This window comes from Amycolatopsis roodepoortensis, from assembly GCF_024628825.1.
Classification (GTDB): domain Bacteria; phylum Actinomycetota; class Actinomycetes; order Mycobacteriales; family Pseudonocardiaceae; genus Amycolatopsis; species Amycolatopsis roodepoortensis.
On record NZ_CP102415.1, the window covers coordinates 7,797,905 to 7,820,384 of the forward strand.

Consider the following 22,480-nt stretch of genomic DNA (forward strand, 5'->3'; position numbering starts at 1 on the left):
GCACGGGACCCATTTATCCCTTAGGGGAGTGCTACTCGCGACGGATGCTCTCACCCATCTTGAGGACGACACCGCTGGCTATCGCACCGGGGATCTCCTGGTCCGCCAGTACGAGGAGGACGTGGTAGCGGCCGGATCCGGGCAGCGCGCGCAACGGGAGGGCGATCGCGGTGATCGCGACCGACGGGGCGGGGCACGGCCCGTCCGGGGCGGGGACGACGGAGGTGGTCACGGCGGTGGCGGTCGTCCCGCCGTCCAGGACGGGCACCGGCCCGGGTTCGCCGATCTCCGCCGTCGCGGAGCGTCCGTACGCCGCTTCGGCCCAGCGCAGCGTCGTTTCCTCGGCGGCCTGGGCGAGGCTGCCGACTTCGCCTTCGTCGATCGTGGTGAATCCCGCCGTCGCACGTGCCGAGAGATCGGTGTTGGGGCAGAACGCCCGGCGGAACCGCGCGACCCCCTGCAGGGTGACGAGGTCCCCGGCCGGGGTCTCGTAGCCGATGGCGACGTCGGGCTCTTCGAGCGTCCAATCGGGCGGGACGTCGTAGACGAACGGGTGATCGCCGGACACCACCGGTTGCCAGCCCGCGATCACCGGCTGGATCCGCGTGGCGGGCACCGGGTCGGGCAGGACGAGGTCGTGGGCGGACAGCGGTGGAGGCGCGGTCTTCGCCTGGTAGGTGGCCGTCGCGCCGACGGCGAGGACGACGGCCAGCCCGAGGACGCCCAGCGTCGGCCTCAGGCGCAGGCGACGGCGCGGCGGGACGGCGTCCCGGACGACCGGAAGCGGTCTCGTCCGTTCGGCCTCGGTTTCGAGCGGCTGCCCGGTGAGGGGATCGACGAACCACTGCCGAGGTTCGTCGTTCCGCCCACCGGGGCCGGTCATTGCTGCGGCCTCAAACTCGCGAGGATCATTTGCGCGTCCGCTTCGGGCAGGGCGTCCGGGGTGCCCTGGTCGAGGACCATCACGAAGCAGATGGTCTGCTCACCGTTCTTGAAGGCCGCCGAAGTGACCTTCACGCTCGGAGCCCGGCAACCTTCGCCTTCGCTCGGGGTGAACGAGGCGGAGGAACTGAGCGCCTGGATCGTGCCGCCGGCGATGGTGATCTGCTTGAGCTCGGGCAGCGGCACGTCGGCCTTGCCGGTGGCGGACTGGATCCAGAGCCGGACAGCGCCCCGGGCGGCGTTCTCGACGGGGATCTGGTCCGCGGTGGCGAAGCCGACCAGTCCCCGGTGCGAACCGCTGACGTCGGGGCAAGCGCCGAGCTTGTACCTCATCGCTTCGTGGATCACCATCTTCATGTCCCGCTCGGTGTTCCCGGTGACATAGCCCGGCTTGGTCTCCCAGCCCGACGGGGGCAGGTCATAGGCGGTTTTGTCCTTCACTGACAGGATCCCCTGCCAGCCGGGCGTCGTCGAGGGGACTTTGTTGTCCTTCGGGGCATCACTGCTCGAGGACGGCGGCTTCGACGCCGAAGACGACGGCGGCACCGGCGCGGAGGAAGGCGGCCCGGCCTGGGGCTGCGGCTCTTCGCCGTCACGCAGGACGAAGAACAGCGTGGCGCCGACGGCGATCACCAGGAGGAGCGCGCCGAGGCCGATCCACAGCCCTTTGTTGCCCTTCTTCGGCGGCTCCGGCGCGAAACCCTGGTACGTCTGCTGCGGGAACTGCTGGTAACCCTGGTACTGCTGCTGGGGGTACTGCTGCGGGTAGCCCTGCTGCTGGTAGGGCTGTTGTGGTTGCTGCTCCGGCCAGCCGTTGCCACCGCCTGGGTATGCCATGAAGCGAGCTTAGTTAACGTCCCCGAGCACGGCCGCACGCACCGCTGCCAGGTCGGACAGGTCCGCGAGCACGGTGTGCGCGCCCGCGGCGGCCAGTTCCTCCGCGCTGAACTGCCCGGTCGCCACGGCCACCGCGACGGCGCCGTTGTCGAGAGCGGCCCGTACGTCGTCCGGGGTGTCGCCGATGACGACGACCGACGCCGGCGCGAACTCGGTGCCGTGTTTCGCCGAAGCGTGGCCGACGGCGGCGGGCACCAGATCGGGGCGGTGCGCCGAGAGCGAGCCGTAGCCGCCGATCTCGAAGTCCACGTGCTCGTGCAGGTCGAACGCGGTCAGCTTGTGCACGGAGATCTCCGGCAGATTCCCGGTGACCAGGGTCTGGACGATGCCGCCCTGCGTCGCGAAGGTGTTCAGCGCGTCCTTCGCGCCTGGGAGCGCCCGGCCGCTCGAAGCCAGCGTCGGGGCGTGGCTCTCGGAGACCGCGATCAGCGCGAGCCAGAGCTTGCGCACGTTCTCCTCGGTGGGCTCGACGCCGTGCGAGGTCAGGATGTCGGCGCTGATGGCGCGTTCGGTGCGGCCGCCGAAATTCGGCAACGCCCTCAGTTCGACGCCGGCGACCTCGGCGAGCGCGGTCGTGTACCAGGCGGCGCCGACGCCGCGCAGGTCCACGAGGGTCTGGTCGATGTCCCACAGCACGAGCCGATGCGGAGTAGTCACGCGGCCGACGGTACCGGTGAGCTAATTCAACGTCTGTTGACTTCCGTGGCCGGGAGGCTTACCTTGGCAGCTAATTCAACAGATGACGAATAAATGGAGGACGGTCATGTCGAACCGCCGCCCCGCCGGGGCCTTCGCCTTACTCGCCGCGGTGGCCGGTGCGCTGGTCGCCGTCGTGCTCGGCTTTCTCACCTTCGGCGCGCAGGCCACCGTCGCGCCCGACGGGCTGCCTGTCGCGGTGGCCGCGCCCCCTGGACCGCTCCAGGCGGCCGCGAACGGGATCGCGTCCCATGGCGGAGGCCAGGTCTCGTGGCGGGTGACCTCCCCGGCGGAAGGCCGGGAACTGCTGGAGGACAAGGAGGTCTACGGCGTCCTCGAACTGCCGTCGACGGTCGTGGTCTCCGGGGCGGTGAATCCGTCCGGAACGCAGCTCGCGCAACAGGTCCTGACCGGCGCCGCGCAAGCCATCGGCGGGACGCCCAAGGTCGAGACGCTGCACCCCGCGAGCGCGGCGGGCCGGGTCGCGCCGCTCGCGCTGAGCGCGCTGGCGTGGGTCGGCTGCCTGGCCGCGGGCGCAGTACTGATCCTGGCCGGACGGCGGATCGGCCGGGACGCGGGAGTCGCCGCGCGCTTCACGCAGATCGTCTCGGCAGGTGTGCTGGTCACCGGTGCGCTGGCCGGATTCCTGAAGCTGTGGGACTCGTCGCTGCCGCTCGGCTGGGACGTCCTCGGCTTCCTTTTCCTGACCTCGACCGGGTTCGCCGCCCTGCAGACCGGGCTGCTGCGGCTGCTCGGCGTACGGGCGATGGCGATCCTCGGCCCGCTGTACCTGGTCGCGCCCGCCGTCGCGGGTCAGGTGCCGGAGCTGCTGAACCCCGCGTACCGCGCGGTGCTGTGGTCCTGGACGCCGTTCCGGTTCTCGGCCGAAGGGCTCCGGAGCCTGTTGCAGGGCGTGCCCGGCGCGCCGGACGTCGCGACCGGGGTGTGGGTGCTCGGCGGACTGCTCGCGGCGGGGCTGGTCCTCGCGCTGTGGCCGGGCCGGTCAGCCCTCCAGAAGGCTGAAGCGGACGCGCCGGACCGGGTTGTCCAGGTTGGTGTCCACTAGGCAGACCGACTGCCAGGTGCCCAGCGTCAGCACTCCGCCGAGCACCGGGATCGTCGCGAACGGCGGCAGCAGCGCGGGCAGGACGTGGTCACGGCCGTGACCGGGACTGCCGTGCTGGTGCCGCCAGCGGCCGTCGCGGGGGAGCAGTTCGTCGAGCGCCGTGAGCAGGTCTTCGTCGCTGCCGGCGCCGGTTTCGAGGATCGCCAGCCCGGAGGTCGCGTGCGGGACGAAGACGTGCAGGATCCCGTCTTCGGCGTCCGCGTCCCGCAGGAAGGCCTCGGCGTCCTTGGTCAGGTCGTGCACCACGGCCACGCTGCCGGTGCGCACCTCGATCTCCGTGGAGTACATGCTCTTCACGGTAGTGCCCCGAAGCGGGCGACGTAGTGCCAGACGCGTTTGAGGGCCTGCTGGTCGACGTCGCGGGCTTCGCCGAGGACGCGCGGGTCGAGGTAGCCGTCTTCGGCCAGCGCCAGGCCGAGTTCGACGAATTCGGGACCGCGGTACGCCGGATGGCGGGCGAGTTCTTCGGCGGACAGGCGGAAACCGGGATGCCATTCGACCGGGCAGCCGAGTCTCGACGCGGCCTTCTCGACGTCGGTGCCGCGGTGGCTCGGGTCGAGTACGAGGGCTTCGACGTCCTTCGTGAGGTCGATCGGCCCGTGGACGTGTGCCTCGATGTAGTCGTCGAGAAGGTCGGTGTCGTCGCGGGCCGCCAGCTCGATCAGGGCGGAAACCCTGGTGCCGCAGCCGAAATCCGCCGGGTTCAGCACGCTGTCCGGATAGCAGAACGTCGTCCTGCCGAGGGTGTGCGCGGCCATCCGGAAATGGGCGGAGCCGAATCTCGGCGCGCCGCCGACCGCGCGGCGGCGGAAGTTCAAGGCGCCGTACTTGGGCCGTTCGGCGGCGGGCGCGTCGTCGTAGGCGCCGCCGAACATCCGGCTTTCCCAGTGCCAGCGGTCTCCGCCGGGACGCGCGGTGAGCCCGCCATTGCTCGTCCCGGTTTCGAACTGGTTGCGGTAGAACCCGTCCTCGGCCATCGCCGCCAGCAGCGGGCGGCCGTCCACTGTGGACCTGTCCGGATGGAAATGCAGCGTCACCGGCAGCCCGGCCTCGTGCCCGCCGCGTGCTTTCGCCGCGACGTGGGCGAGGGCGCGGTGGTTCATCACCCGAGTATCAGGCGTGCCGCCGGGCGAGCGCGACCAGATATCGGACCGGTTCGCCGGTCGGGTTGACGTAGGCGCACGGCTTGGGGGTGCCGAGCTGGAGGCAGTCGCCGGCGTCGAGTTCGTGCTCGACGTCGCCCTCGCGGAAGCGCAGGTGCCCGTCGAGCACCCAGATCTGGTGATGGGTCAGCGCATAGGTGTGTGCGGGGAAGGCGACCTCGGCGCCCGCGGGCAGCACGACCTCGACCAGTTCCAGCGGGCCGCCGAGCGAAGGTGAGACCGCGCGGCGCACGTACCCGGTGTCGGGGTCGGTCCAGGTCGGCTGATCGGCGGCGCGCACGAGGCGCCGGTCGCCGTGTTCGGCGCGGGCGATCAGCTCGGACAGCGTCATCCCGAGCGCGGCGGAAAGCCTGCTGAGCAGGACCGCCGTCGGCTGCGCCTCGCCCCGTTCGATCTTGCCGATCATCGCCCTGGACACGCCCGAGGACTCGGCGAGGGCGTTGGCCGAAAGGTTCTGGTCGAGTCTCGCGGACTGGAGCGTCGCGGCGAGCGACGCGGACAGGGGATCGGACATGCTGCTTACTATAGTGGCAGCCTCGGTTACTATGGTCGACATGGTGATCAGGGAAGCGACGGAAGCCGACGCGACGGCGTGCGCGGAGATCTACGCGCCGTATGTCACCGACACGGTGATCTCGTTCGAAACCGAGCCGCCCAAGCCGGACGAGATGGCCGAGCGCATCGCCAAGGCGCAGCGATCACACGCGTGGCTCGTGCTCGAAGACGACGAAGGCCGCGTCGCCGGCTATGCCTACGGAGGCCCCTTCAGCGGCCGGCCGTCTTATCGGTGGTCCTGTGAAGTCAGCATCTATCTGGAGCTCGGCCGCCGGAGGACCGGTGGCGGGCGGGCGCTCTATCAGGCGCTGCTGGACAAGCTGGCGTCGCGCGGCTTCCGGAACTTCTGCGCGGGCATGGTGCTGCCGAACGACGCGAGCGCCGGGCTGCACCGCGCGCTGGGATTCGAGCCGGTGGGGACGTACCGGCGGATCGGCTACAAGCACGGGGCCTGGCGGGATGTCGCGTGGGTGCAGCTGTGCCTGCCCGAGGTGGACGGCGTGCCGGTGGAGCCGTCCTAGGACTCCAGGTACCGCAGCACGGCGAGTACCCGCCGGTTGTCCCCTTCGGACTGCGGCAGCGCCAGCTTCCCGAAGATGCTCGACACGTACTTCTCCACCGAGCCCGCCGAAAGGAACAGCGCCGCCGCGATGGCCGAGTTCGACCGTCCTTCGGCCATCAAACCCAGCACTTCACGCTCGCGCGGCGTCAGCCCGGCGAGCGCGTCCGTCTTCCGGGTGGCGGTGAACAGCTGGCTGACCACCTCCGGGTCGAGCACGGTCTCGCCGTCGGCCACCCGCCGGAGCGCGTCGAGGAAATCCGACACCTCCGCGACGCGGTCCTTCAGCAGATAGCCGACACCGCCCGCGCGGTCGGCGAGGAGCTCCGTCGCGTACTGCGTCTCGACGTACTGCGAGAACAGCAGGATCGCGCACCCCGGCAGCTCCGCGCGCAGCGCGATGGACGCGCGCAGCCCCTCGTCGGTGTGCGTCGGCGGCATCCGGATATCCACAATGGACACATCGGGGCGGTGTTCGCGCACCGCCGCGCACAGGCTGTCCCCGTCGGCGACGGCCGCGACGACCTCGTGCCCCCGGAGGTTCAGCAATTCGACGAGCCCCGCCCGGAGGATTGCCGAATCCTCCGCGATCACGACGCGCACGCCGCCCCCTATTTCCGTATCGGTATTCCCGCGCTGATCACCGTAGGCCCACCCGGAGGGCTGTCGATGTCGAGCCCGCCGTCCACCGTCGCGAGCCGCTCGGCGATCCCGGCGAGCCCGCCGCCGCGTACCGGCCGGGCCCCGCCTTCGCCGCCGTCGCGCACGACGAGCCGCAGGTCTTCGCCGACGATACCCACGTCGACCTCGATCGCGGCGGAAGTGTGCTTGGCGGCATTCGTCAGCAGCTCGGCGACGGTGAAGTAGGCGATGGTCTCGATCGACGGCGACGGCCGCTCCGGCAGGTCCACGGTGATCCGCGCGTCGATCCCCGAGCCCGCGGCCAAAGTGGACAGTGCGACGTCGAGGCCCGCGTCGAGCGCGGCGGGATGGATGCCGCGGGCGAGGTCGCGCAGCTCGACCAGAGCCTGTTTCGCGCTGGCGTGTGCGGCGGTGACCAGGGCGGTGACCTGCTCGATGTCACCATCGCCGGCGAGCTCGTCCTTCGCGATGCCGAGCTTCATCGCCAGCGCGACCAGCTGGGCCTGCGCGCCGTCGTGCAGGTCGCGTTCGATCCGGCGCAGCCGCCGCGCCGCGTCGTCGACCGCGGTCGCGCGGCTGCGTTCGAGCTCGCGCACGCGTTGGGAGAGGTCCTCGGCGCCGAGGACGCCGCGCACCAGCAGGCGGTCGAATTCGGTGAGCCCGTGGACCACCCACGGCATCGCCAGCAGGACGGCCAGCCCGGTGGCGGCGAGCGGCAGGGTGAGGGGCCAGGTGTCGACGCGGAGGTCGAACGTGGGCATGGCTTCGCCGTTCAGGGTGAACCAGAACAGCGGATAGCTCAGCGTGCTCCCTGCGTACACGAACATGGCCGCGACCAGGAAGAACCCGATCAAGGACAGCGGCAGCCGGATCAGCAGGTAGGCGATCGACCGCCAGCCGAGCGGGTCCCCGAGCCGTCCTTTGACGCCGTTCCAGAGCCCCGGCCGCAGTTCCGGCCGGGCGGGCGGGGTCACCTTCGTCCCGAGCAGGACGCGCGCCAGGCCGACGTGGGCGATGCCGATCAGCCGCGCGCCCGCCAGGACGCCGATGAGGACGGGCAGCCCGATGGTGAGCAGGCTCAGGCCGGCGCCGAGGAACAACCCGACGACGACGAGCACCACGAACACCAGGGTCAGCGGCGCGCCGGCGATCACCCACGCCAGCTCGGCCCAGTACGCGCGGCTCAGCTGGGCGCTGAGGACGCGGCGAGGAAGGACGAGGCGGGTGAGCACGGCTTCAGCCTGCCGTGGCCACCCGCCCCGTGCCCATCCGGTTTTCCGTAATCTTCGTCTTGAGCGCGTTTCCGGACTTTCACAAGGACGGCCCGCGGCATGTCGCGAAAGCCACTTTCGCGCCGTCGGATGTCCCGAAAGTGGCTTTCGCGACCTGACCAGGCCGTGTTTCGCAAGTCCTGCCGCTAGTCCTCGCGGTTCTCGTCCGCCTGCGCCCGCTGGGACGCCTCGCGCATCTCGATGACGTCCGTCAGCCAGTCGCCGGTCTCGCGGGCGATGTCCCGGATCGCGCCGGTGATGATCGTCGCGATGTTGCCGATATGGGTGGCCGCGGACTCGGTGACCTCTTGGACCACGTCCTTGGTGCTTTCGAACTGACCGACCATGTCAGACACCTTAAGCCGCTCGGAGGGTCTTGTCGCTCTCCACGGTAGCCGGTGTGCGGGGCTCGCCGTTCCACGGAAGGGCCAGTTTCACGATCTTCTTGGCCACCGAGAACAGCTGCTTGTGCAGCGGGCCGGTGTTGTACGGCAGGCCGTACTTCTCGCAGATCGCCCGCACCTCGCCCGCGATCTCCGGGTAGCGGCGCGCCGGGATGTCCGGGAACAGGTGGTGCTCGATCTGGTGCGAGAGGTTCCCGGTCATGATGTGGAAGAGCTTGCCGCCGGTGATGTTCGCCGACCCGAGGATCTGCCGCAGGTACCACTGGCCCCGCGACTCGTTCTCGGTCTCCTCCTCGGTGAAGCTCTCGACGTCGGCGGGGAAGTGCCCGCAGAAGATGATCGAGAACGCCCACAGGTTTCGGGTCAGGTTCGCGGTGGCGTTGCCGAGGAAGGTCAGCGGCGCGAGCGGACCGGTCAGCAGCGGGAAGAGCACGTAGTCCTTGCCGACCTGGCGGCCCGCCTTCTTGAGCATCTTCAGGCCGACCTCCTTGTTGTCCGACCACTTGCGCTCGCCCTTGACGACGCGGTCGAACTCGAGGTCGTGCAGCATGACGCCCCACTGGAAGAACAGCGCGAGCAGCGTCGCGTACACCGGGTTGCCCAGGTAGTACGGGTGCCATTTCTGCGCGGTGTCCATCCGCAGGACGCCGTAACCGATGTCGCGGTCCTTGTCGAGGATGTTCGTGTACGTGTGGTGGATGTAGTTGTGGGAGTGACGCCAGTTCTCCGACGGCGCGACGGTGTCCCATTCGAACTTCTGCGAGCTCAGCGCCGGGTCGCGCGTCCAGTCGTACTGGCCGTGCATGACGTTGTGGCCGATCTCCATGTTGTCGAGGATCTTCGCCACCGAGAGCGCGGTCACCCCGGCGACCCACGCCGGCGGGAAGAACCCGGCGAACAGCAGCCCGCGGCCGGCGACCTCGAGCGCGCGCTGGGTCTTGATGACGTTGTGGATGTAGTCGACGTCGGCCTGGCCGAGATCGGCGACGATCCGCTGCCGGATCTCGTCCAGTTCGCGGCCGAACTCCTCGACCTGGGCGGGGGTGAGCTTGTCCTGCAAGCCGGTCATCCCGGATTCCTTTCTAAGCGTTGATCTCGACGTCCCCGACCGGGACGGAGATGCAGAGCTGGATCTCTTCGTTCTCTTCGCTCGAGGTCTCGCCGGTCTTGGCGTTGCGCACACAGCCGGAGGTCTTGATCTGCGTGCAGGAGAAGCAGATGCCCATCCGGCAGCCGTGTTCCGGGCTGAGGCCCGCGTCTTCGGCCTGCTCCAGCAACGGTTTCCCGGAGTTGGCGAACTCGCGGCCGCTGCGCGCGAACCGCACCTGCCCTTCGGCGTTCTCGGTGTCGAAGGTGAGCGCCGGCGGCGTGAACTCCTCGGTGTGCAGATGTGCACCCAGGCCGTCGGCCTCGAAGACTTCGCGGACCGAATCCATCAGCGGCTTCGGACCGCAGAGGAAGGTTTCGGCGTCCGGGTACCACGGCGCGGCCTCGGCGAGGTGTTCCTTCGAGAAGAACCCATGCAGGTCGCCGCCGGTCTTGGCGTGAGTGAACGCGTGTATCACCCGCAGGCCGGGCAGGCGGCGCGCGAGGCCGGCGAGCTCGGCGCGGTAGAGCGCGTCCTCGGCGCCGTTGGAGTAGTGCAGGAAGGCGAGATCGCCCTCGTACTTCTCGTCCGCCAGCGTGCGCAGCATCGACAGGACGGGCGTGATCCCGCTCCCGCCGCTCAGTAGCAGGATCCGCCGGGGCCGCGGCGATGGCAGGGTGAACTCACCGTCCGGAGTGGACAGGCCGAGCACGGAACCGATGGTGACCGTGCGGTGCAGATGCCGCGAGACGAGCCCCTGCGGGTCGGCCTTGATGGTCAGTTCCAGTGATCCGTCGTGCTCCGAACCGGCTGGCGAGTAGCAGCGGGTCCGGCGGACGCCGTCGATCTCGACGGTCACCCGCACGTACTGGCCCGCGACGTGTCCCCGCCAGGCCCGGCTCGGCCGGATGGTCAGCGTGACCGTGTCGGATGTCTGCCGGCGGACGTCGGTGACCAGGCCGCGGATCTCGCGGCGGACCAGCATCGGATCGACGAGTTCGAGGTAGCGGTCCATGCCATGGGGCGTGAGCAGGGCCTCGACCAGCGAGGCCAGCCGCCTGGCCCTGCGCGGTACCAGTGCCGTCATCACTTCTCCCAAATTCAGTGAACGCTTGTACACTCAATAGTGAAGTGGCGACGGTCGCGCTTGTCAACGCGAGAGGAGGGTGATGTGACGTGGGTGATAGTGCGGAGGCGATTACGCTGTCCGTCGTGACAACGGAGCCCGTTTCCCGGCAGGAGCGCAAGCAGCGCACACGGCAGGCGCTGCTGGACGCCGCCCTGGACCTGGTGGCGGAACGAGGGTTCTCCGGGCTCAGCCTGCGCGAGGTGGCGAAGCAGGCCGGGATCGTGCCGACGGCGTTCTACCGTCATTTCGCGTCGATGGACGAACTGGGCGTGGCGCTCGTCGAGGAGTCGATGCGCACGCTGCGCACGATGATCCGGTCGGCACGCACCAAGCCGGCCGCGTACAACGACATGATCAAGACGTCCGTGCGCATCCTGCGCGAGCACGTCCGGGCGCACGAGGACCACTTCCATTTCCTGACCAGGGAGCGGTACGGCGGCACGGGACCGGTCCGGCAGGCGATCGCGTTCGAGCTCAAGCTCTTCGTCAGCGAACTCGCCGTCGACCTGGCGCGGTTCGACAATCTCCGCGAATGGAGCACCGAAGATCTCCATCTGCTGGCCGACCTGATCGTGACGACCATGCTCACGACGGTGCTGGAGCTGCTCGAAGCGCCTTCGCGTGACGACGAGATCGGGCGCACGGCCGAACGGCGGCTGCGGCTGATCTTCCTGGGCGTGCCGAACTGGCGCAGCGTTCCGTGATGCGGAAAGCGCTGTCGTACAAGGCGGGCGGCGTAACCCACTTGTCTTCTGTGGACGGTTCTGGGAATCTGTCGTGTTCTGTGAAGACCTAGGGAAGGTTCGTCGGTGCGGCACTACGCTTATTCGGGCGCCTGGCATGGTCGACACCATTCGATGAAGGTGGCGATCCAGGTCCGGCGGGCTCGGCTCGGCGGCCGGGACTGGCGAGTGATCTGCCCGATCGACGGAACCGCCAACGCGGGACTATGGGCAGACGACTATTGGCGAGAGCTTCACGTGGATCGCCGGGCCGCGTACCGCATCGGCGTGTTGTGGCTGCTGGCAGCACGGTCCAAGCACACCATCATCTACTTGCCGCTGCGCCATGGCAGGCACCCCGCCCACCCCGAACACGGAGGCGGCCGGCGGCTCGACCTGGTCCTGAGTCACCACAGCCTGCAGCTGCGAGCCTCGTCGTGGCCGCGGTTGCGCTCCGCCCTCGGCCGCGGTCTCCGCCAGACCGCGGAAGTCCCAGCGGCGTATCTGCCGGATCCGGCAGGCATCGACTACGCGGCCCGGCACCACCGGAAGAACCGGGACCGGCTGCGCGAGCACATCCACGGCGACACCCTGTTCCTGACCGGTAGCACACCAGCCTTCCGGCACACCGCCGACAAGTTCTTCGACATCGCCTTCGGCGCACCCGGAGCCGCGCCCGGTGAAGAGGCGCCGAACCACGGCTGCACCCAGTTCCACTGGGCCGAGGGCATCCTCAGTAACACCGACGGTATCCACGTGCAACACCGCTCGCGTTGGCTGGCAGCCGTCTAGCCGACCGCAGGTGTCGCGCAGCACGCGCGAAACGGTGGCCGGGGAAGGGTGCCGGCCCTTCTGCTTGCCGTTGCCGATGACCAGATGGTCGGCGATGTCGCGCAGGCATGACCTCGTCGGTGACCGTTGCGCCGCCGATGTTCTTGCCGCGGGCACGGGCGGACCCATAGCCGCGCCACGGCGGCTTCTGCTCCCACACGCCGCCCACCTCGAGGTAGGCCTCGCCGTCAGGATCGAGTGCCCAGATCCGGCTGATATCGCGCGGATCCCGGCGCGGGACGAACTTCCCAAGCCGCTCACGACGGGCGATCACGCGAGTGAGGCGCCGCACCTTCGTGCGCCGTAACCCCTTATGACGTCGCGCACCTGGATCGATGGCTGGATCGATCGTGATGAGCGATGTCACGGAAAGATGCCGACCGGATACGTTCAGCCAGGAAAGTTGTCGGCCGGGCGTGGTAAGAAGTGCGGGTTCGTGTGGTCCTCTCCAGCGAGGAGGTCGCCTGTGGCGGCAGAGAACGAGCAGCTCACGGTCGGTGTGGTCCGGGAAACCGGACAAGGCGAACGCCGTATCGCGCTGGTACCGAAACTCATCGAGCGCGTTTCCGGAAGCGGACTGCGGGTGGTGGTCGAGCCCGGCGCGGGCGCCGGCGCGCTGCTCGCCGACGAGACCTTCGAGCAGGCGGGAGCGGTGATCGGCGATCCGTGGGATGCCGACATCGTGGTGAAGGTGGCGCCTCCGAGCGCGGCCGAAGTCGCGAAGCTCAAACAGGGCACCATTCTCATCGGCTTCCTGAATCCGAGGGGTGATCCCGAGGGGATAGCGGCGCTCGAATCGGCGGGCGTCCGCGCCTTCGCCGTCGAGGCGATCCCGCGGATCTCCCGCGCGCAGGCGATGGACGCGTTGTCGTCGCAGAGCAGCGTCGCGGGCTATCGCGCGGTCCTGCTCGCGGCGGAGAAGCTCACCCGCTTCTTCCCGATGCTCACCACCGCCGCCGGGACGGTGCCACCGGCGAAGGTGCTCGTGCTCGGCGCCGGTGTCGCCGGGCTGCAGGCCTTGGCGACGGCGAAACGGCTCGGCGCGCAGACCACCGGGTACGACGTCCGGCCCGAGGTCGGCGAGCAGGTGAAATCGCTCGGCGCGAAATTCCTCGACCTCGGCATCGAGGCGGTCGGTGAAGGCGGGTACGCCCGCGAGCTGACAGACGAGGAGAAGGCCGAGCAGCAACGCAGGCTCACCGAAGCGATCACGAAGTTCGACGTCGTGATCACCACCGCGCTCGTCCCCGGCCGCCGGGCGCCGGTCCTCGTCACCGCCGACGCGGTGAAGGGGATGCCTGCAGGCGGTGTCGTGGTCGACCTCGCCGGAGAGTCCGGCGGCAACTGCGAACTGACGAAACCGGGGGAGGAGGTCGTCGAGCACGACGTCACCATCTGCTCGCCGCTCAACCTCGCCGCGGAGATGCCCGCGCATTCCAGCGAGCTCTACGCGCGCAACGTCACCGAGTTGCTCGAACTGCTCGTCGACTCCGAAGGCAAGCTCGCGCTCGACTTCTCCGACGAGATCGTCGCCGGGGCCTGCGTTGCCGGAAAAGAAGAAGGGGGCGAGTGATGCTCGTAGGCAGTTTGGCGATCCTCGTACTCGCCGGGTTCGTGGGTTTCACGGTCATCTCCAAGGTGCCCAACACGTTGCACACCCCGCTCATGTCGGGCACCAACGCGATCCACGGCATCGTCCTGCTGGGCGGGCTGATCGTGCTCGGCCTCGGGGTCGACGGCGTACTGAACAAGATCCTGCTGGTGATCGCGATCGCCTTCGGCACGATCAACGTGGTCGGCGGCTTCCTCGTCACCGACCGGATGCTCTCGATGTTCAAGGCGAAGAAGCCGGAAGACGGTGGTGACAAGTGACGACCTTCATCGCCGTCCTCTACATCATTTCCTTCGCCCTGTTCATCTACGGCCTCATGGGCCTGACCGGTCCGCGCACCGCGGTCCGCGGCAACTGGATCGCCGCGGTCGGGATGGCCATCGCGGTGATCGCGACGCTCCTGACGCCGGGCATGAGCAACTGGCTGCTCATCGCCCTCGGCGTCGCGATCGGTGTCGTCGTCGGCGTCCCGTCCGCGCGCAAGGTGAAGATGACCGCCATGCCGCAGATGGTGGCGCTGTTCAACGGCGTCGGCGGCGGAGCGGTCGCGCTCATCGCGTGGGTCGAGTTCCGCACCACCGAGGGCTACGCGCACGAGCCCGCGTATGTCGCGATCGCGTCGTTGTTCGCCGCGATCGTCGGTTCGGTGTCCTTCTGGGGCTCGAACATCGCGTTCGGGAAACTGCAGGAACTCATCTCCGGCCGCCCGATCACCTTGGGCAAACTGCAGCAGCCGGTGAACGCGCTGGTGTTGATCGCCGCGATCGTCCTCGCGGTGGTCATCGCGAGCGGTGGTGACGCGGAACTGCTGATGATCGGCCTGCTGGTCGCGGCGGGCGTGCTCGGCGTCGTGGTCGTGCTGCCGATCGGCGGCGCGGACATGCCGGTCGTCATCTCGTTGCTCAACGCGCTCACCGGATTGTCGGCCGCGGCCATGGGCCTCGCGCTCGACAACACCGCGCTGATCGTGGCGGGCATGATCGTCGGCGCCTCGGGTTCGATCCTGACGAACCTGATGGCGAAGGCGATGAACCGGTCGATCCCGGCCATCGTCGCCGGCGGGTTCGGCGGCGGCACGGCGGTCGCGAGCGGCGGATCCGGCGAGGCCCGGCCGGTCCGCAGCACCTCCGCGTCCGACACCGCGATCCAGATGGCGTACGCCAACAAGGTCGTGGTCGTGCCCGGTTACGGCATGGCCGTCGCGCAGGCGCAGCACGTGGTCCGCGAGATGGCGAAACTGCTGGAGGCCAAGGGGATCACGGTCGCGTACGCCATCCACCCGGTGGCGGGCCGGATGCCGGGGCATATGAACGTGCTCCTCGCCGAGGCCGACGTCCCATACGAGCAGCTCAAGGAGATGGACGAGATCAACTCCGAGTTCGCCCAGACCGACGTCGCGCTGGTGATCGGCGCGAACGACGTCACGAACCCGGCCGCGGAGACCGATCCGGGCTCGCCCATCTACGGGATGCCGATCCTCAAGGTGAACCACAGCCGGTCGGTGATCGTGCTCAAACGCGGGATGAGCTCGGGTTTCGCCGGTATCGACAACGAGCTCTTCTACGATGCGAAGACCAGCATGCTCTTCGGCGACGCCAAATCGTCGGTGGGCGAGATCGTGGAGGAACTCAAAGCACTGTGACCGGTCCCTCGGAAGTCGTCGCCTCGTTCGACGACCCGGCCGACAACCTCGCGTTCGACGAAGCCCTCCTGCGTGCCGCACCGGAGGCGCCGGTCCTGTGGATCTGGCGCAACACCGACTGTGTGGTCGTGGGGCGGGGGCAGAAGATCGAACGCGAGGTCAAGGCCGACGTCTGCGCGAGCGACGGCGTCCCGGTGCTGCGGCGGGCCAGCGGCGGCGGCACCGTGTTCCACGATCCCGGCAATCTCAACATCACGCTCGTCCTGCCGGGGCTCGGTCTGGCGGGGAAGTCCGTCAGACCACTGGAAGCACTCGGGGAACTGATGACCGCGACGGTGGCCGAACTCGGGCTGCCGTCGCGGCTCGGTGATCGAGGCCTGTTCGTCGGTGACGCGAAGCTGTGCGGTTTCGCCGTGTTCCGGACGAGAACGGGCTTGCTCGCGCATTCGACGCTGCTCGTCTCGACGGCGGCGGAACGGGTCGGCCGGTACCTCACTTCGGCACCCGCGGATCCGCGTCCGCTCGACTCCCACCGGAGCCCGGTCGCGTCGCTCGCCGAGCATGGCCTGCGCAAAGGTGTTGCCGAAGTCACGGCCGCGGTCCGCGTGGCGGCGGCCGCGCAACTGGGTGAACTCGCCACCCGGAAGCCCTCGGCCCAGGAGCTGGAGCAGCATCGCTCGCTTCAGCACACGCGCTACCACTACCCGGAATGGCATGCCGAAGGCGCTCAACGTCCGGCCTCGTGAGTGGTAAGGACGGTTAGAACCGTCATTACCACTCACGAGACTTGACACAAAGCGGCCCCCTTCGCTGATTACGCGAAGGGGGCCGCTTTGTATTTCGTGGAACTATTTCTCCGTGGCCGAGAAAGTGACGACGGGCACCTTGCGAGCGGCGCGTGCGGTCTTCTTCGGCTCGGCGGCCTTCTTCGCCGGAGCCTTGGCCGCGGCCTTCGGAGCGGCCTTGGCGGAGGACGTCTTCGCGGCCGCGCTCTTCGGAGCCGCCTTCGCGGTGGTCGTCTTGGCGGTGGCCTTCGCCGCGGCCTTGGCCGGGGTCTTCGCCGCGGCCGCGGCCTTCGCGCGACCGGCGGGCGCCTTGGCCGCGGTGGTCTTCGCCGCCGTGCCGCGGGTCGACTTCGCCTTGGCCGCAGTGGCTTTCGCCGTGGTCTTGGCCGGAGCCTTGGCCTCCGCCTTGGGGGCGGCGGCCGTCTTGGCGGCGGCGGGCTTGCGGCCGGCGACACCCTTCGCGGCGGGCTTGCGGCCCGGCTTCGCGGCCGTCTTCGACTCAGCCTTCGCGGCGGTGGCCGCGGTCTTCGGCGTCGACTTGGTCACGCGCGTGCCCTTGGGCCGCTGTACGACCCGCGGCCGCAGTTTGCGTCCGCCGATCCGGCGGCCGTTCTCCACATAGGCACGCAGGATTTCCCGGAGTGCGGTGGCGTTGTCGGCCGAAAGGTCGATGTCGTAAGCGATTCCGTCCAAACCGAATGCGACCGTTTCTTCCGCCGCTTCGCCGGTCAGATCATCCAGCAAATGCACAGCAGTGTTCCTGGCCATGAAAAACCTCCCGCGCTCGATCGTTCTACTGCGTAACCGGCACGGCGAAACCTGACCCGCGGCTATGACTCACGCAGCGACACGAGGATAGCGGCAGGTTGCGCGAAGCTGCGCGGTGGTGTGCGCTGAATGCATGTCAGCACAGGATTTTGACGTGATCGTGATCGGAGGCGGCCCGGTCGGCGAGGTCGCCGCCGAACGGGCAGCGCGGGGCGGCCTCCGGGTCGCGCTCGTCGAACACGAACGCTTCGGCGGCGAATGTTCTTACTGGGCCTGCATTCCGAGCAAGGCGCTGCTGCGGCCGGGGAACCTCCTCGCCGCCGCCAAACGGGTTCCCGGCGTCCCGGTTGGCGACGCGGTCGACCCGGCCGAGGTGTTCGCGCGCCGGGACTGGTTCACCGGCAAGGGAGACGACACCGGACAGGTCGAGTGGGCGGAAGGCGTCGGAATCGTCCCGATCCGCGGCCACGGACGGATCACCGGTGAGCGGGAGATCACGGTCGACGGCGGTGACCTGCTGACCGCGCGGCACGCGGTGATCGTCGCCACGGGCAGTGTCCCGCGGACACCGTCGATCCCCGGGCTGGACACCGTTTCCCCGTGGGGTTCGCGAGAGGCGACTTCGGCGGAGAGGGTTCCGGGACGGCTCGGCGTACTGGGCGGCGGTGTCGTCGGAGTCGAAATGGCGCAGGCCTTCGCCACATTGGGCGCCGAAGTCCACCTGATCATCTCGGGTGAACGTCCGTTGCCGCGGCTGCCGGAGTTCGCGGGAGACGCCGTCGTCGCGGGTCTCCGTGAAGCCGGGGTCACCGTGCACACCGGTTCCGGTCTCGATTCCGTGTCCGCTGTGGACGGTGGTAAGGAATTGGCCTTGAAAGGTGGCGAGCGGTTGGTCGTCGACGAATTGCTCGTCGCCACCGGCCGCCGCCCGGCGACCGACGGGCTCGGCGTCGAGACGCTGGGGCTCGAAGCGGGCGCGCCGCTCACGACGGACGACAACGGCCGCGTGTCCGCTGTGGACGGTGGCTGGCTGTTCGCCGTCGGCGACGTCACCGGCCGGGCGCCCCTGACCCATCAGGGCAAATACGCGGCAAGGGCCGCGGGCGACGCGGTGGCCGCGCAGGCGGCGGGCAAGCCCGTCGACTCCGCCGCATGGAGCGCGCACAGCGCGACGGCCGATCACCACGCCATCCCGCAGGTCGTGTTCACCGACCCGGAGGTCGCTTCGGTCGGGCTCGCCGGTCCGGAGGAGGGCAAGCCGCACCGCGTCGTCGACATCGACATCGCGGTGGCCGGTTCGTCACTGCACGCGGACGGTTACGCGGGCAAGGCGCGGATCGTCGTCGACACCGAACGCGGTGTCCTCGTCGGCGCCACCTTCGTCGGGCAGGACGTGGCGGAACTGCTGCACGCGGCGACGATCGCGATCGTCGGGGAGGTCCCGCTGCCGAGGTTGTGGCACGCGGTCCCGTCGTTCCCCACGATCAGCGAGGTGTGGTTGCGTCTTCTGGAGGCGTACGGCCTCTAGCCGTTCACGGGCAGTTCGAGCGCGGCCTTCGCGCCGCGGACGAGGCCGGGATCGTCCGGAGTGGACGGTCCCGGCACCCACACCACCTGGACCAGCCGGACCGACTTCCCGTCCAGGCTGCTCTGGTAGGCGGCGCCTTCGAACGCCGGGACTTCGCCCTGCCACTGGCCGGTCTCGGTGGCGAGGTCGAGGATGCCGCCCCCGCCGGGGGTGTCGGCGGTGGCCTTGAACGCGGTCGCCTGCCCGGCGTCCGGGAAGTCCACGACGGCGATCGTCACCGCGGCGTTCCGGCCGTCGATGGAGCCGGCGAAGCTCGCGCGTTTCACCCCCGCGCAACTCGTCTGCTGGAGGCTCGACTGGACGTCGCCGTACGCGTGCGACGCGCACTTCTGATCCGCGGCGGACGCCCGCGACGTGAACTGGATGTTCTCCACCGCGCTGCTCGGCGGCGGCGGACTGGTGGACGGCGCCGTCAACGGGGCCGGCGGCGGGGGAGCCTGCGTGGACGCCGTGTCGTCACTGCTGGAAGCGACGCTGATGGCCGCGATCAGCAGCACGATGAGCAGGCCGATCGCGGCGACCGGGAGCCATTTCACCGTCTTGGACTGCTGTGACGTCTTCGGGCCGGGCTCGGCGGGAGCGGCCTCCGGCGGCGGGGGCTTCACGGCGACAGCCTGCTGAACGGGCGGAGCGGCCTTCACCGGCTTGGCGGGCGGAGCGGGCGGCACCGCCGACTTCGTGGGTTTCTTCCCCGGATGCTGCACCGGAACCGTCGGCGCGATCGCGACGAGCGGGTTCTCGCGGATCACCGTCGGCTCGTCGTCGGAGTAGGCGCTGAACCCTTCGCCGAGCAACATCTCTTCGGGCATCGGCGGCGCGTCCGGGGCGAGCGCGGCGATCAGCTCCCGCGCCTGCTGGACCGACCGGGGGCGGGGCGCGCTGGCCAGGGAGACCGTCGCGGCGAGCATCGTCGTCGCCGTCGGGTAGAGGACGCGGACCGAGCCGGCGAGATCCGCGGCGGGCTGGTCGACCGTCTCCACATACGGCCCGACGGCGATGATCGTGCCGATCGGCCCGGCGCCGGGGGCGACGTCCGCGATCTTGTGGGTGCACGCGGCGGACAGCGACAGCGCGTCCGTGGCCGGGTTGATCGACGTGTCGCCGTGGACCAGCGGCCAGCCGTCGGCCTTCCACGGCCCGCCGAGCGGGGCTTCGAGCTTCAACGCCGGATCCGGCAGGTCGACGCCGATGACGATGAGGATGCCCTTGGGCATGACGACGACGGCTTCGACGGGTCTGCCGTCGACCGGGCTGGCGCCGATCAGGGCGACCCCGCCGACGACGTTGCTGCCCCGGCCGAGTGAGGCCAGCGCGGCGCGGACGTCCTCGGCCACCCGGGACGGCTGCTGAGCGAGGCGAACGAGTCGCACCGAACCCCTCCCCATCTCGTCGGTCTCGCTGCACAAACTAGCGCCTCCATCCGGAGCAACGGGAAGACACGTCGCAGGTAGGCGAGGTGATGTTGCTCCGAAAAGTTGTAATGCGCGTGAGCACCGTCACCCGTCCGGGTGGTACTCGTTGGTAGGTGACAGCCCCCTGCCCCCTGTCACCAGGAGAAACACCATGGCCGCATTTCGCCACTGGCGTCGACGTGCAGCACTCGTCGTCGCCCTGCTAGCCGTCCCGGCCGCGGGGACGGTTCCCGCGCAGGCCGCGGGACCGCTCGCACCCGTCGCCCCCGGACTCTCCCGGCTGCTCTCGGCCGTCACCGGCGCCACCGGGGTGACCGCGTTCGTGCACGCCGACGACATCGCCACCGCCGAACGCGCCGCGCGCACCGCCGGGCTGAAGAAGATCACCTCGTTCGGGAAGATCGGCGTCGTCGCGGTCCGGGGCACGGCGGACCAGGTGCGCGCGGTCCGCGGGGCCGCCGGGGTCACCTACGTCGAAGGCAACGAGAAGCTCAAGGCGCACGGCAGCCCCGGCACCACGGCGACGCGAAGCCTCCAGACCCAGACGCAGCTCAAGGACGCCGGTGGCGCGCCCGTCGACGGCAGGGGCGTCACGGTCGCGGTCATCGACACCGGCGTCGACCCGACGCATCCGGCCTTCAAGGGTGCCGACGGCAAGTCGCGGGTCGTGCGCAACCTCAAGAGCCTCTGCCTGAACGGCACCGCCACGAACTGCATCGTCGACGTCCCGACCTCCGTCGACACCGACACGCTCTCCCTCGGCGGCCACGGCACGCACGTCACCGGTATCGCCGCCGGGAACCGGCTGAAACTGTCCGACGGCACCGAGGTCGGCGGCTCGGCGCCGGGCTCGAAGATCGTTTCGGTCTCGACCGGGGCCGCGCTGCTCGTGCTCGGCACGGACGCGGCGCTGAACTGGGTGCTGGAAAACCACAAGGCGCCCTGTGGCGCGGACGTCGCGGCGTCGGTGTGCCCGCCGATCAAGGTGACCAACAACTCCTACGGGCCGAGCGGCGGCGGTGCCTTCGACCCGAACTCGGCGACGGTGAAGCTGCAGCGCGCGCTCGCCGCGGAAGGCGTCGTCACGGTGTGGGCGAACGGGAACGACGGCGGCGACGGTTCGGCGAACCTCTCCAACCCGCCGGGACAGGACCCGACGCCGGGCGTGCTCTCCGCGGCATCGTTCAACGACCAGGGCACCGGTACCCGCGACGGCACGATCTCCGACTTCTCCTCGCGCGGCCTCAAGACCGACCAGGCGAGCTGGCCCGACGTTTCCGCGCCGGGGGAGAACATCCTCTCGGCGTGCCGTCCGACGCAGCCGATCTGCACGCAGGGCCTCCAGCCCAAGAACGGCCCGGGGCTGCTGGACCTCGGCACCTACAACGTGATCAGCGGGACCTCGATGGCGGCGCCGCAGATCGCCGGGATCGTCGCGCAGCTGTTCCAGGTCGCGCCGAACGCGAGCCCGGGCGACATCGAGGCCGCGATCAAGGGCACGGCGTACAAGTTCGCCAACGGCTCGCCGTACGTGGCCGCGGGACCGTACACGTCGAGCTTCGACAAGGGCACCGGCCTGGTGGACACCTTCGCCGCGGCGAAGTCCCTCGGCGCCCAGGGTTGAGTCGTCTCAAGTCCGTGCAGGCCTCCTTGAGGTACCCAGAGTCCCTCAAGGAGGCCTGCACGGAACCTGGGCCCGGGCGGTCTCGTCCCAGGCGCACCAACGGGGTCAGCGGCCGCGCGTGAAGGCCCCCTTCCCTCGGCTCAGCCGAGGAAACTCGACCTTCACACCTTCCCCAGTACATGAAGGCCCCCTTCCTTGCGCCTAGGTACAGGAAGGGGGCCTTCATGTACTTCAAGGTGGGCACGCCCCGCCGCTCACTTGAACACCCGCGTGAGGGATCCCTCCGGCCGTGCCCGCGGTGAGGTGGCGGCGACCTTCACGCGAGTCGTGCGTCCCAATCAGGTGCGACTTGTGGTGTTCATGTGGCCAAACAGCACAGTTGGGGTGCACAATGTGCTCACGCGTACCGGGAGGCGGCACGAGCCACCTGACCAGCGCAGCTCGCGAGGTCGTAGGGGAAGACGCCCCTCGTCGAGTAGCGGAGGTCAGCAGTGAGCACCCGTGGCAACACCCGTGGCGTGGTGTACGTCCACTCGTCGCCGTCTGCGGTGTGTCCGCACGTCGAGTGGGCCATTTCGGGCACCCTGGGTGCCCGAGTCGAGTTGAAGTGGACGGCGCAGCCCGCCAGTCCAGGACAGCTCCGCGCCGAATGTGGTTGGCGTGCGCCTTCGGGCACCGGCGGAAAGCTGGCGTCCGCGCTCAAGGCGTGGCCGATGATCCGGTTCGAAGTCACCGAAGAGCCCAGTGCGGGGGTCGACGGGGAGAGGTTCTGTTTCGCTCCGGGCCTCGGCCTGTGGCACGGCAGGACCAGTGCCAACGGCGACATCGTCGTGGGCGAGGACCAGTTGCGCGCCCTGGTGAGCAAGGTCCGCACCGGCGAATCGCTGGCGCACAAGCTTGACGAGCTCCTCGCCGCCAATTGGGACGAAGCGCTCGAGCCGTACCGGCACGCCGGTGACGGTGCCCCGGTCACCTGGCTGCACCAAGTCGGGTAGACGCCGGTGATGACGGAAGAGGCGGGCGGC

General features: G+C 69.5%; 24 protein-coding genes. 11 read left to right on the forward strand and 13 right to left on the reverse strand.

All coding sequences use genetic code 11. The annotated features are described in order from the left end of the window. Positions 1-31: 31 nt before the first annotated feature. From NQK81_RS37560 to NQK81_RS37570, 3 genes are read right to left on the reverse strand one after another with little or no spacing between them, the layout of a single operon-like run. Entirely contained in the window at positions 32-883 is an 852-nt protein-coding gene (locus NQK81_RS37560) for a DUF8017 domain-containing protein (protein ID WP_257485265.1), read from the reverse strand. Continuing rightward, positions 880-1,779, reverse strand: coding sequence for a DUF8017 domain-containing protein (locus NQK81_RS37565; RefSeq protein ID WP_257485266.1), 900 nt, complete (start codon positions 1,777-1,779; stop codon positions 880-882). Before NQK81_RS37565 ends, NQK81_RS37560 begins: the two co-directional genes overlap by 4 nt. 9 nt (positions 1,780-1,788) lie before the next feature. Then, positions 1,789-2,475 carry an HAD hydrolase-like protein gene (locus NQK81_RS37570; RefSeq protein WP_257489922.1) on the reverse strand — a complete coding sequence of 229 codons (687 nt, stop codon included), beginning with the start codon at positions 2,473-2,475 and terminating at the stop codon, positions 1,789-1,791. A gap of 127 nt (positions 2,476-2,602) precedes the next feature. Here NQK81_RS37570 and NQK81_RS37575 point away from each other — a divergent pair, with 127 nt between their 5' ends. Beyond that, positions 2,603-3,601, forward strand: coding sequence for a YhgE/Pip domain-containing protein (locus NQK81_RS37575; protein WP_257485267.1), 999 nt, complete (start codon positions 2,603-2,605; stop codon positions 3,599-3,601). Here NQK81_RS37575 and NQK81_RS37580 read toward each other — a convergent pair. From NQK81_RS37580 to NQK81_RS37590, 3 genes are read right to left on the reverse strand one after another with little or no spacing between them, the layout of a single operon-like run. Continuing rightward, complete coding sequence (locus NQK81_RS37580) at positions 3,539-3,949, reverse strand: secondary thiamine-phosphate synthase enzyme YjbQ (RefSeq protein WP_257485268.1); 411 nt, start codon at positions 3,947-3,949, stop codon at positions 3,539-3,541. The two genes, NQK81_RS37575 and NQK81_RS37580, sit on opposite strands and share 63 nt — an antisense overlap. A 5-nt stretch (positions 3,950-3,954) precedes the next feature. Beyond that, entirely contained in the window at positions 3,955-4,764 is an 810-nt protein-coding gene (locus tag NQK81_RS37585; protein ID WP_257485269.1) for a DUF3626 domain-containing protein, read from the reverse strand. A gap of 10 nt (positions 4,765-4,774) precedes the next feature. Then, positions 4,775-5,338 (reverse strand): helix-turn-helix domain-containing protein, encoded by a 564-nt coding sequence (locus NQK81_RS37590; RefSeq protein ID WP_257485270.1) that lies wholly within the window; start codon positions 5,336-5,338, stop codon positions 4,775-4,777. A 31-nt stretch (positions 5,339-5,369) separates the two neighbouring features. Here NQK81_RS37590 and NQK81_RS37595 point away from each other — a divergent pair, with 31 nt between their 5' ends. Further along, positions 5,370-5,900, forward strand: a complete 531-nt coding sequence (locus NQK81_RS37595) for a GNAT family N-acetyltransferase (RefSeq protein WP_257485271.1) — start codon at positions 5,370-5,372, stop codon at positions 5,898-5,900. On the opposite strand, the gene NQK81_RS37600 is transcribed toward NQK81_RS37595, so the two are convergent. From NQK81_RS37600 to NQK81_RS37620, 5 genes are all read right to left on the reverse strand, one after another. After that, positions 5,897-6,541, reverse strand: coding sequence for a response regulator transcription factor (locus NQK81_RS37600; RefSeq protein ID WP_125673115.1), 645 nt, complete (start codon positions 6,539-6,541; stop codon positions 5,897-5,899). The two genes, NQK81_RS37595 and NQK81_RS37600, sit on opposite strands and share 4 nt — an antisense overlap. 8 nt (positions 6,542-6,549) lie before the next feature. Beyond that, entirely contained in the window at positions 6,550-7,812 is a 1,263-nt protein-coding gene (locus NQK81_RS37605) for a sensor histidine kinase (protein ID WP_257485272.1), read from the reverse strand. 185 nt (positions 7,813-7,997) lie between these two features. Further along, complete coding sequence (locus tag NQK81_RS37610) at positions 7,998-8,198, reverse strand: hypothetical protein (protein ID WP_126736024.1); 201 nt, start codon at positions 8,196-8,198, stop codon at positions 7,998-8,000. 10 nt (positions 8,199-8,208) lie between these two features. Next, complete coding sequence (locus NQK81_RS37615; RefSeq protein WP_034311090.1) at positions 8,209-9,324, reverse strand: fatty acid desaturase family protein; 1,116 nt, start codon at positions 9,322-9,324, stop codon at positions 8,209-8,211. A gap of 13 nt (positions 9,325-9,337) precedes the next feature. Beyond that, positions 9,338-10,429, reverse strand: coding sequence for a ferredoxin reductase (locus tag NQK81_RS37620; RefSeq protein ID WP_257485273.1), 1,092 nt, complete (start codon positions 10,427-10,429; stop codon positions 9,338-9,340). A gap of 89 nt (positions 10,430-10,518) precedes the next feature. Between NQK81_RS37620 and NQK81_RS37625 the strand changes: the two genes are divergently transcribed. The 6 genes from NQK81_RS37625 to NQK81_RS37650 all read left to right on the forward strand — a co-directional run bounded on the left by NQK81_RS37625 (position 10,519) and on the right by NQK81_RS37650 (position 16,024). Continuing rightward, a complete protein-coding gene (locus NQK81_RS37625; RefSeq protein ID WP_126736022.1) occupies positions 10,519-11,175 on the forward strand; it encodes a TetR family transcriptional regulator in 657 nt (218 codons plus the stop codon). A 153-nt stretch (positions 11,176-11,328) separates the two neighbouring features. Beyond that, complete coding sequence (locus tag NQK81_RS37630) at positions 11,329-11,985, forward strand: hypothetical protein (protein WP_257485274.1); 657 nt, start codon at positions 11,329-11,331, stop codon at positions 11,983-11,985. Between the two features lie 505 nt (positions 11,986-12,490). Continuing rightward, the gene (locus tag NQK81_RS37635) at positions 12,491-13,597 is read left to right on the forward strand and encodes a Re/Si-specific NAD(P)(+) transhydrogenase subunit alpha (RefSeq protein WP_257485275.1); all 1,107 of its coding nucleotides are present in this window, start codon (positions 12,491-12,493) and stop codon (positions 13,595-13,597) included. Next, positions 13,597-13,896: an NAD(P) transhydrogenase subunit alpha part 2 gene (locus NQK81_RS37640; protein WP_007032801.1), complete on the forward strand. Its 300-nt coding sequence runs from the start codon at positions 13,597-13,599 to the stop codon at positions 13,894-13,896. Before NQK81_RS37635 ends, NQK81_RS37640 begins: the two co-directional genes overlap by 1 nt. After that, positions 13,893-15,278: an NAD(P)(+) transhydrogenase (Re/Si-specific) subunit beta gene (locus NQK81_RS37645; protein ID WP_257485276.1), complete on the forward strand. Its 1,386-nt coding sequence runs from the start codon at positions 13,893-13,895 to the stop codon at positions 15,276-15,278. The genes NQK81_RS37640 and NQK81_RS37645 overlap by 4 nt, the downstream gene beginning before the upstream one ends. Next, positions 15,275-16,024, forward strand: a complete 750-nt coding sequence (locus NQK81_RS37650; RefSeq protein WP_257485277.1) for a lipoate--protein ligase family protein — start codon at positions 15,275-15,277, stop codon at positions 16,022-16,024. Before NQK81_RS37645 ends, NQK81_RS37650 begins: the two co-directional genes overlap by 4 nt. A gap of 102 nt (positions 16,025-16,126) precedes the next feature. Here the strand turns inward: NQK81_RS37650 and NQK81_RS37655 are convergent, their stop codons facing one another. Further along, positions 16,127-16,813 carry an Lsr2 dimerization domain-containing protein gene (locus NQK81_RS37655; protein ID WP_257485278.1) on the reverse strand — a complete coding sequence of 229 codons (687 nt, stop codon included), beginning with the start codon at positions 16,811-16,813 and terminating at the stop codon, positions 16,127-16,129. Between the two features lie 172 nt (positions 16,814-16,985). On the opposite strand from NQK81_RS37655, the gene NQK81_RS37660 reads away from it, so the two are divergent. Further along, positions 16,986-18,359: a dihydrolipoyl dehydrogenase family protein gene (locus NQK81_RS37660; protein ID WP_257485279.1), complete on the forward strand. Its 1,374-nt coding sequence runs from the start codon at positions 16,986-16,988 to the stop codon at positions 18,357-18,359. Here NQK81_RS37660 and NQK81_RS37665 read toward each other — a convergent pair. Then, entirely contained in the window at positions 18,356-19,789 is a 1,434-nt protein-coding gene (locus tag NQK81_RS37665; protein ID WP_257485280.1) for a hypothetical protein, read from the reverse strand. The genes NQK81_RS37660 and NQK81_RS37665 overlap by 4 nt on opposite strands. Positions 19,790-19,982: 193 nt before the next feature. On the opposite strand from NQK81_RS37665, the gene NQK81_RS37670 reads away from it, so the two are divergent. Continuing rightward, on the forward strand, positions 19,983-21,455 hold the full coding sequence (locus tag NQK81_RS37670) for a S8 family serine peptidase (protein WP_257485281.1): 1,473 nt from the start codon (positions 19,983-19,985) through the stop codon (positions 21,453-21,455). 491 nt (positions 21,456-21,946) lie between these two features. Next, on the forward strand, positions 21,947-22,450 hold the full coding sequence (locus NQK81_RS37675; protein ID WP_091599164.1) for a DUF3145 domain-containing protein: 504 nt from the start codon (positions 21,947-21,949) through the stop codon (positions 22,448-22,450). Positions 22,451-22,480: the final 30 nt, after the last annotated feature.

Coding starts and splice junctions, on each gene's coding strand:
- NQK81_RS37560 (WP_257485265.1), bottom strand. CDS start 883: ATGACCGGCCCCGGTGGGCGGAACGACGAACCTCGGCAGTGGTTCGTC.
- NQK81_RS37565 (WP_257485266.1), bottom strand. CDS start 1,779: ATGGCATACCCAGGCGGTGGCAACGGCTGGCCGGAGCAGCAACCACAA.
- NQK81_RS37575 (WP_257485267.1), top strand. CDS start 2,603: ATGTCGAACCGCCGCCCCGCCGGGGCCTTCGCCTTACTCGCCGCGGTG.
- NQK81_RS37580 (WP_257485268.1), bottom strand. CDS start 3,949: ATGTACTCCACGGAGATCGAGGTGCGCACCGGCAGCGTGGCCGTGGTG.
- NQK81_RS37585 (WP_257485269.1), bottom strand. CDS start 4,764: ATGAACCACCGCGCCCTCGCCCACGTCGCGGCGAAAGCACGCGGCGGG.
- NQK81_RS37590 (WP_257485270.1), bottom strand. CDS start 5,338: ATGTCCGATCCCCTGTCCGCGTCGCTCGCCGCGACGCTCCAGTCCGCG.
- NQK81_RS37595 (WP_257485271.1), top strand. CDS start 5,370: ATGGTCGACATGGTGATCAGGGAAGCGACGGAAGCCGACGCGACGGCG.
- NQK81_RS37610 (WP_126736024.1), bottom strand. CDS start 8,198: ATGGTCGGTCAGTTCGAAAGCACCAAGGACGTGGTCCAAGAGGTCACC.
- NQK81_RS37615 (WP_034311090.1), bottom strand. CDS start 9,324: ATGACCGGCTTGCAGGACAAGCTCACCCCCGCCCAGGTCGAGGAGTTC.
- NQK81_RS37620 (WP_257485273.1), bottom strand. CDS start 10,429: ATGACGGCACTGGTACCGCGCAGGGCCAGGCGGCTGGCCTCGCTGGTC.
- NQK81_RS37630 (WP_257485274.1), top strand. CDS start 11,329: ATGAAGGTGGCGATCCAGGTCCGGCGGGCTCGGCTCGGCGGCCGGGAC.
- NQK81_RS37640 (WP_007032801.1), top strand. CDS start 13,597: ATGCTCGTAGGCAGTTTGGCGATCCTCGTACTCGCCGGGTTCGTGGGT.
- NQK81_RS37670 (WP_257485281.1), top strand. CDS start 19,983: ATGGCCGCATTTCGCCACTGGCGTCGACGTGCAGCACTCGTCGTCGCC.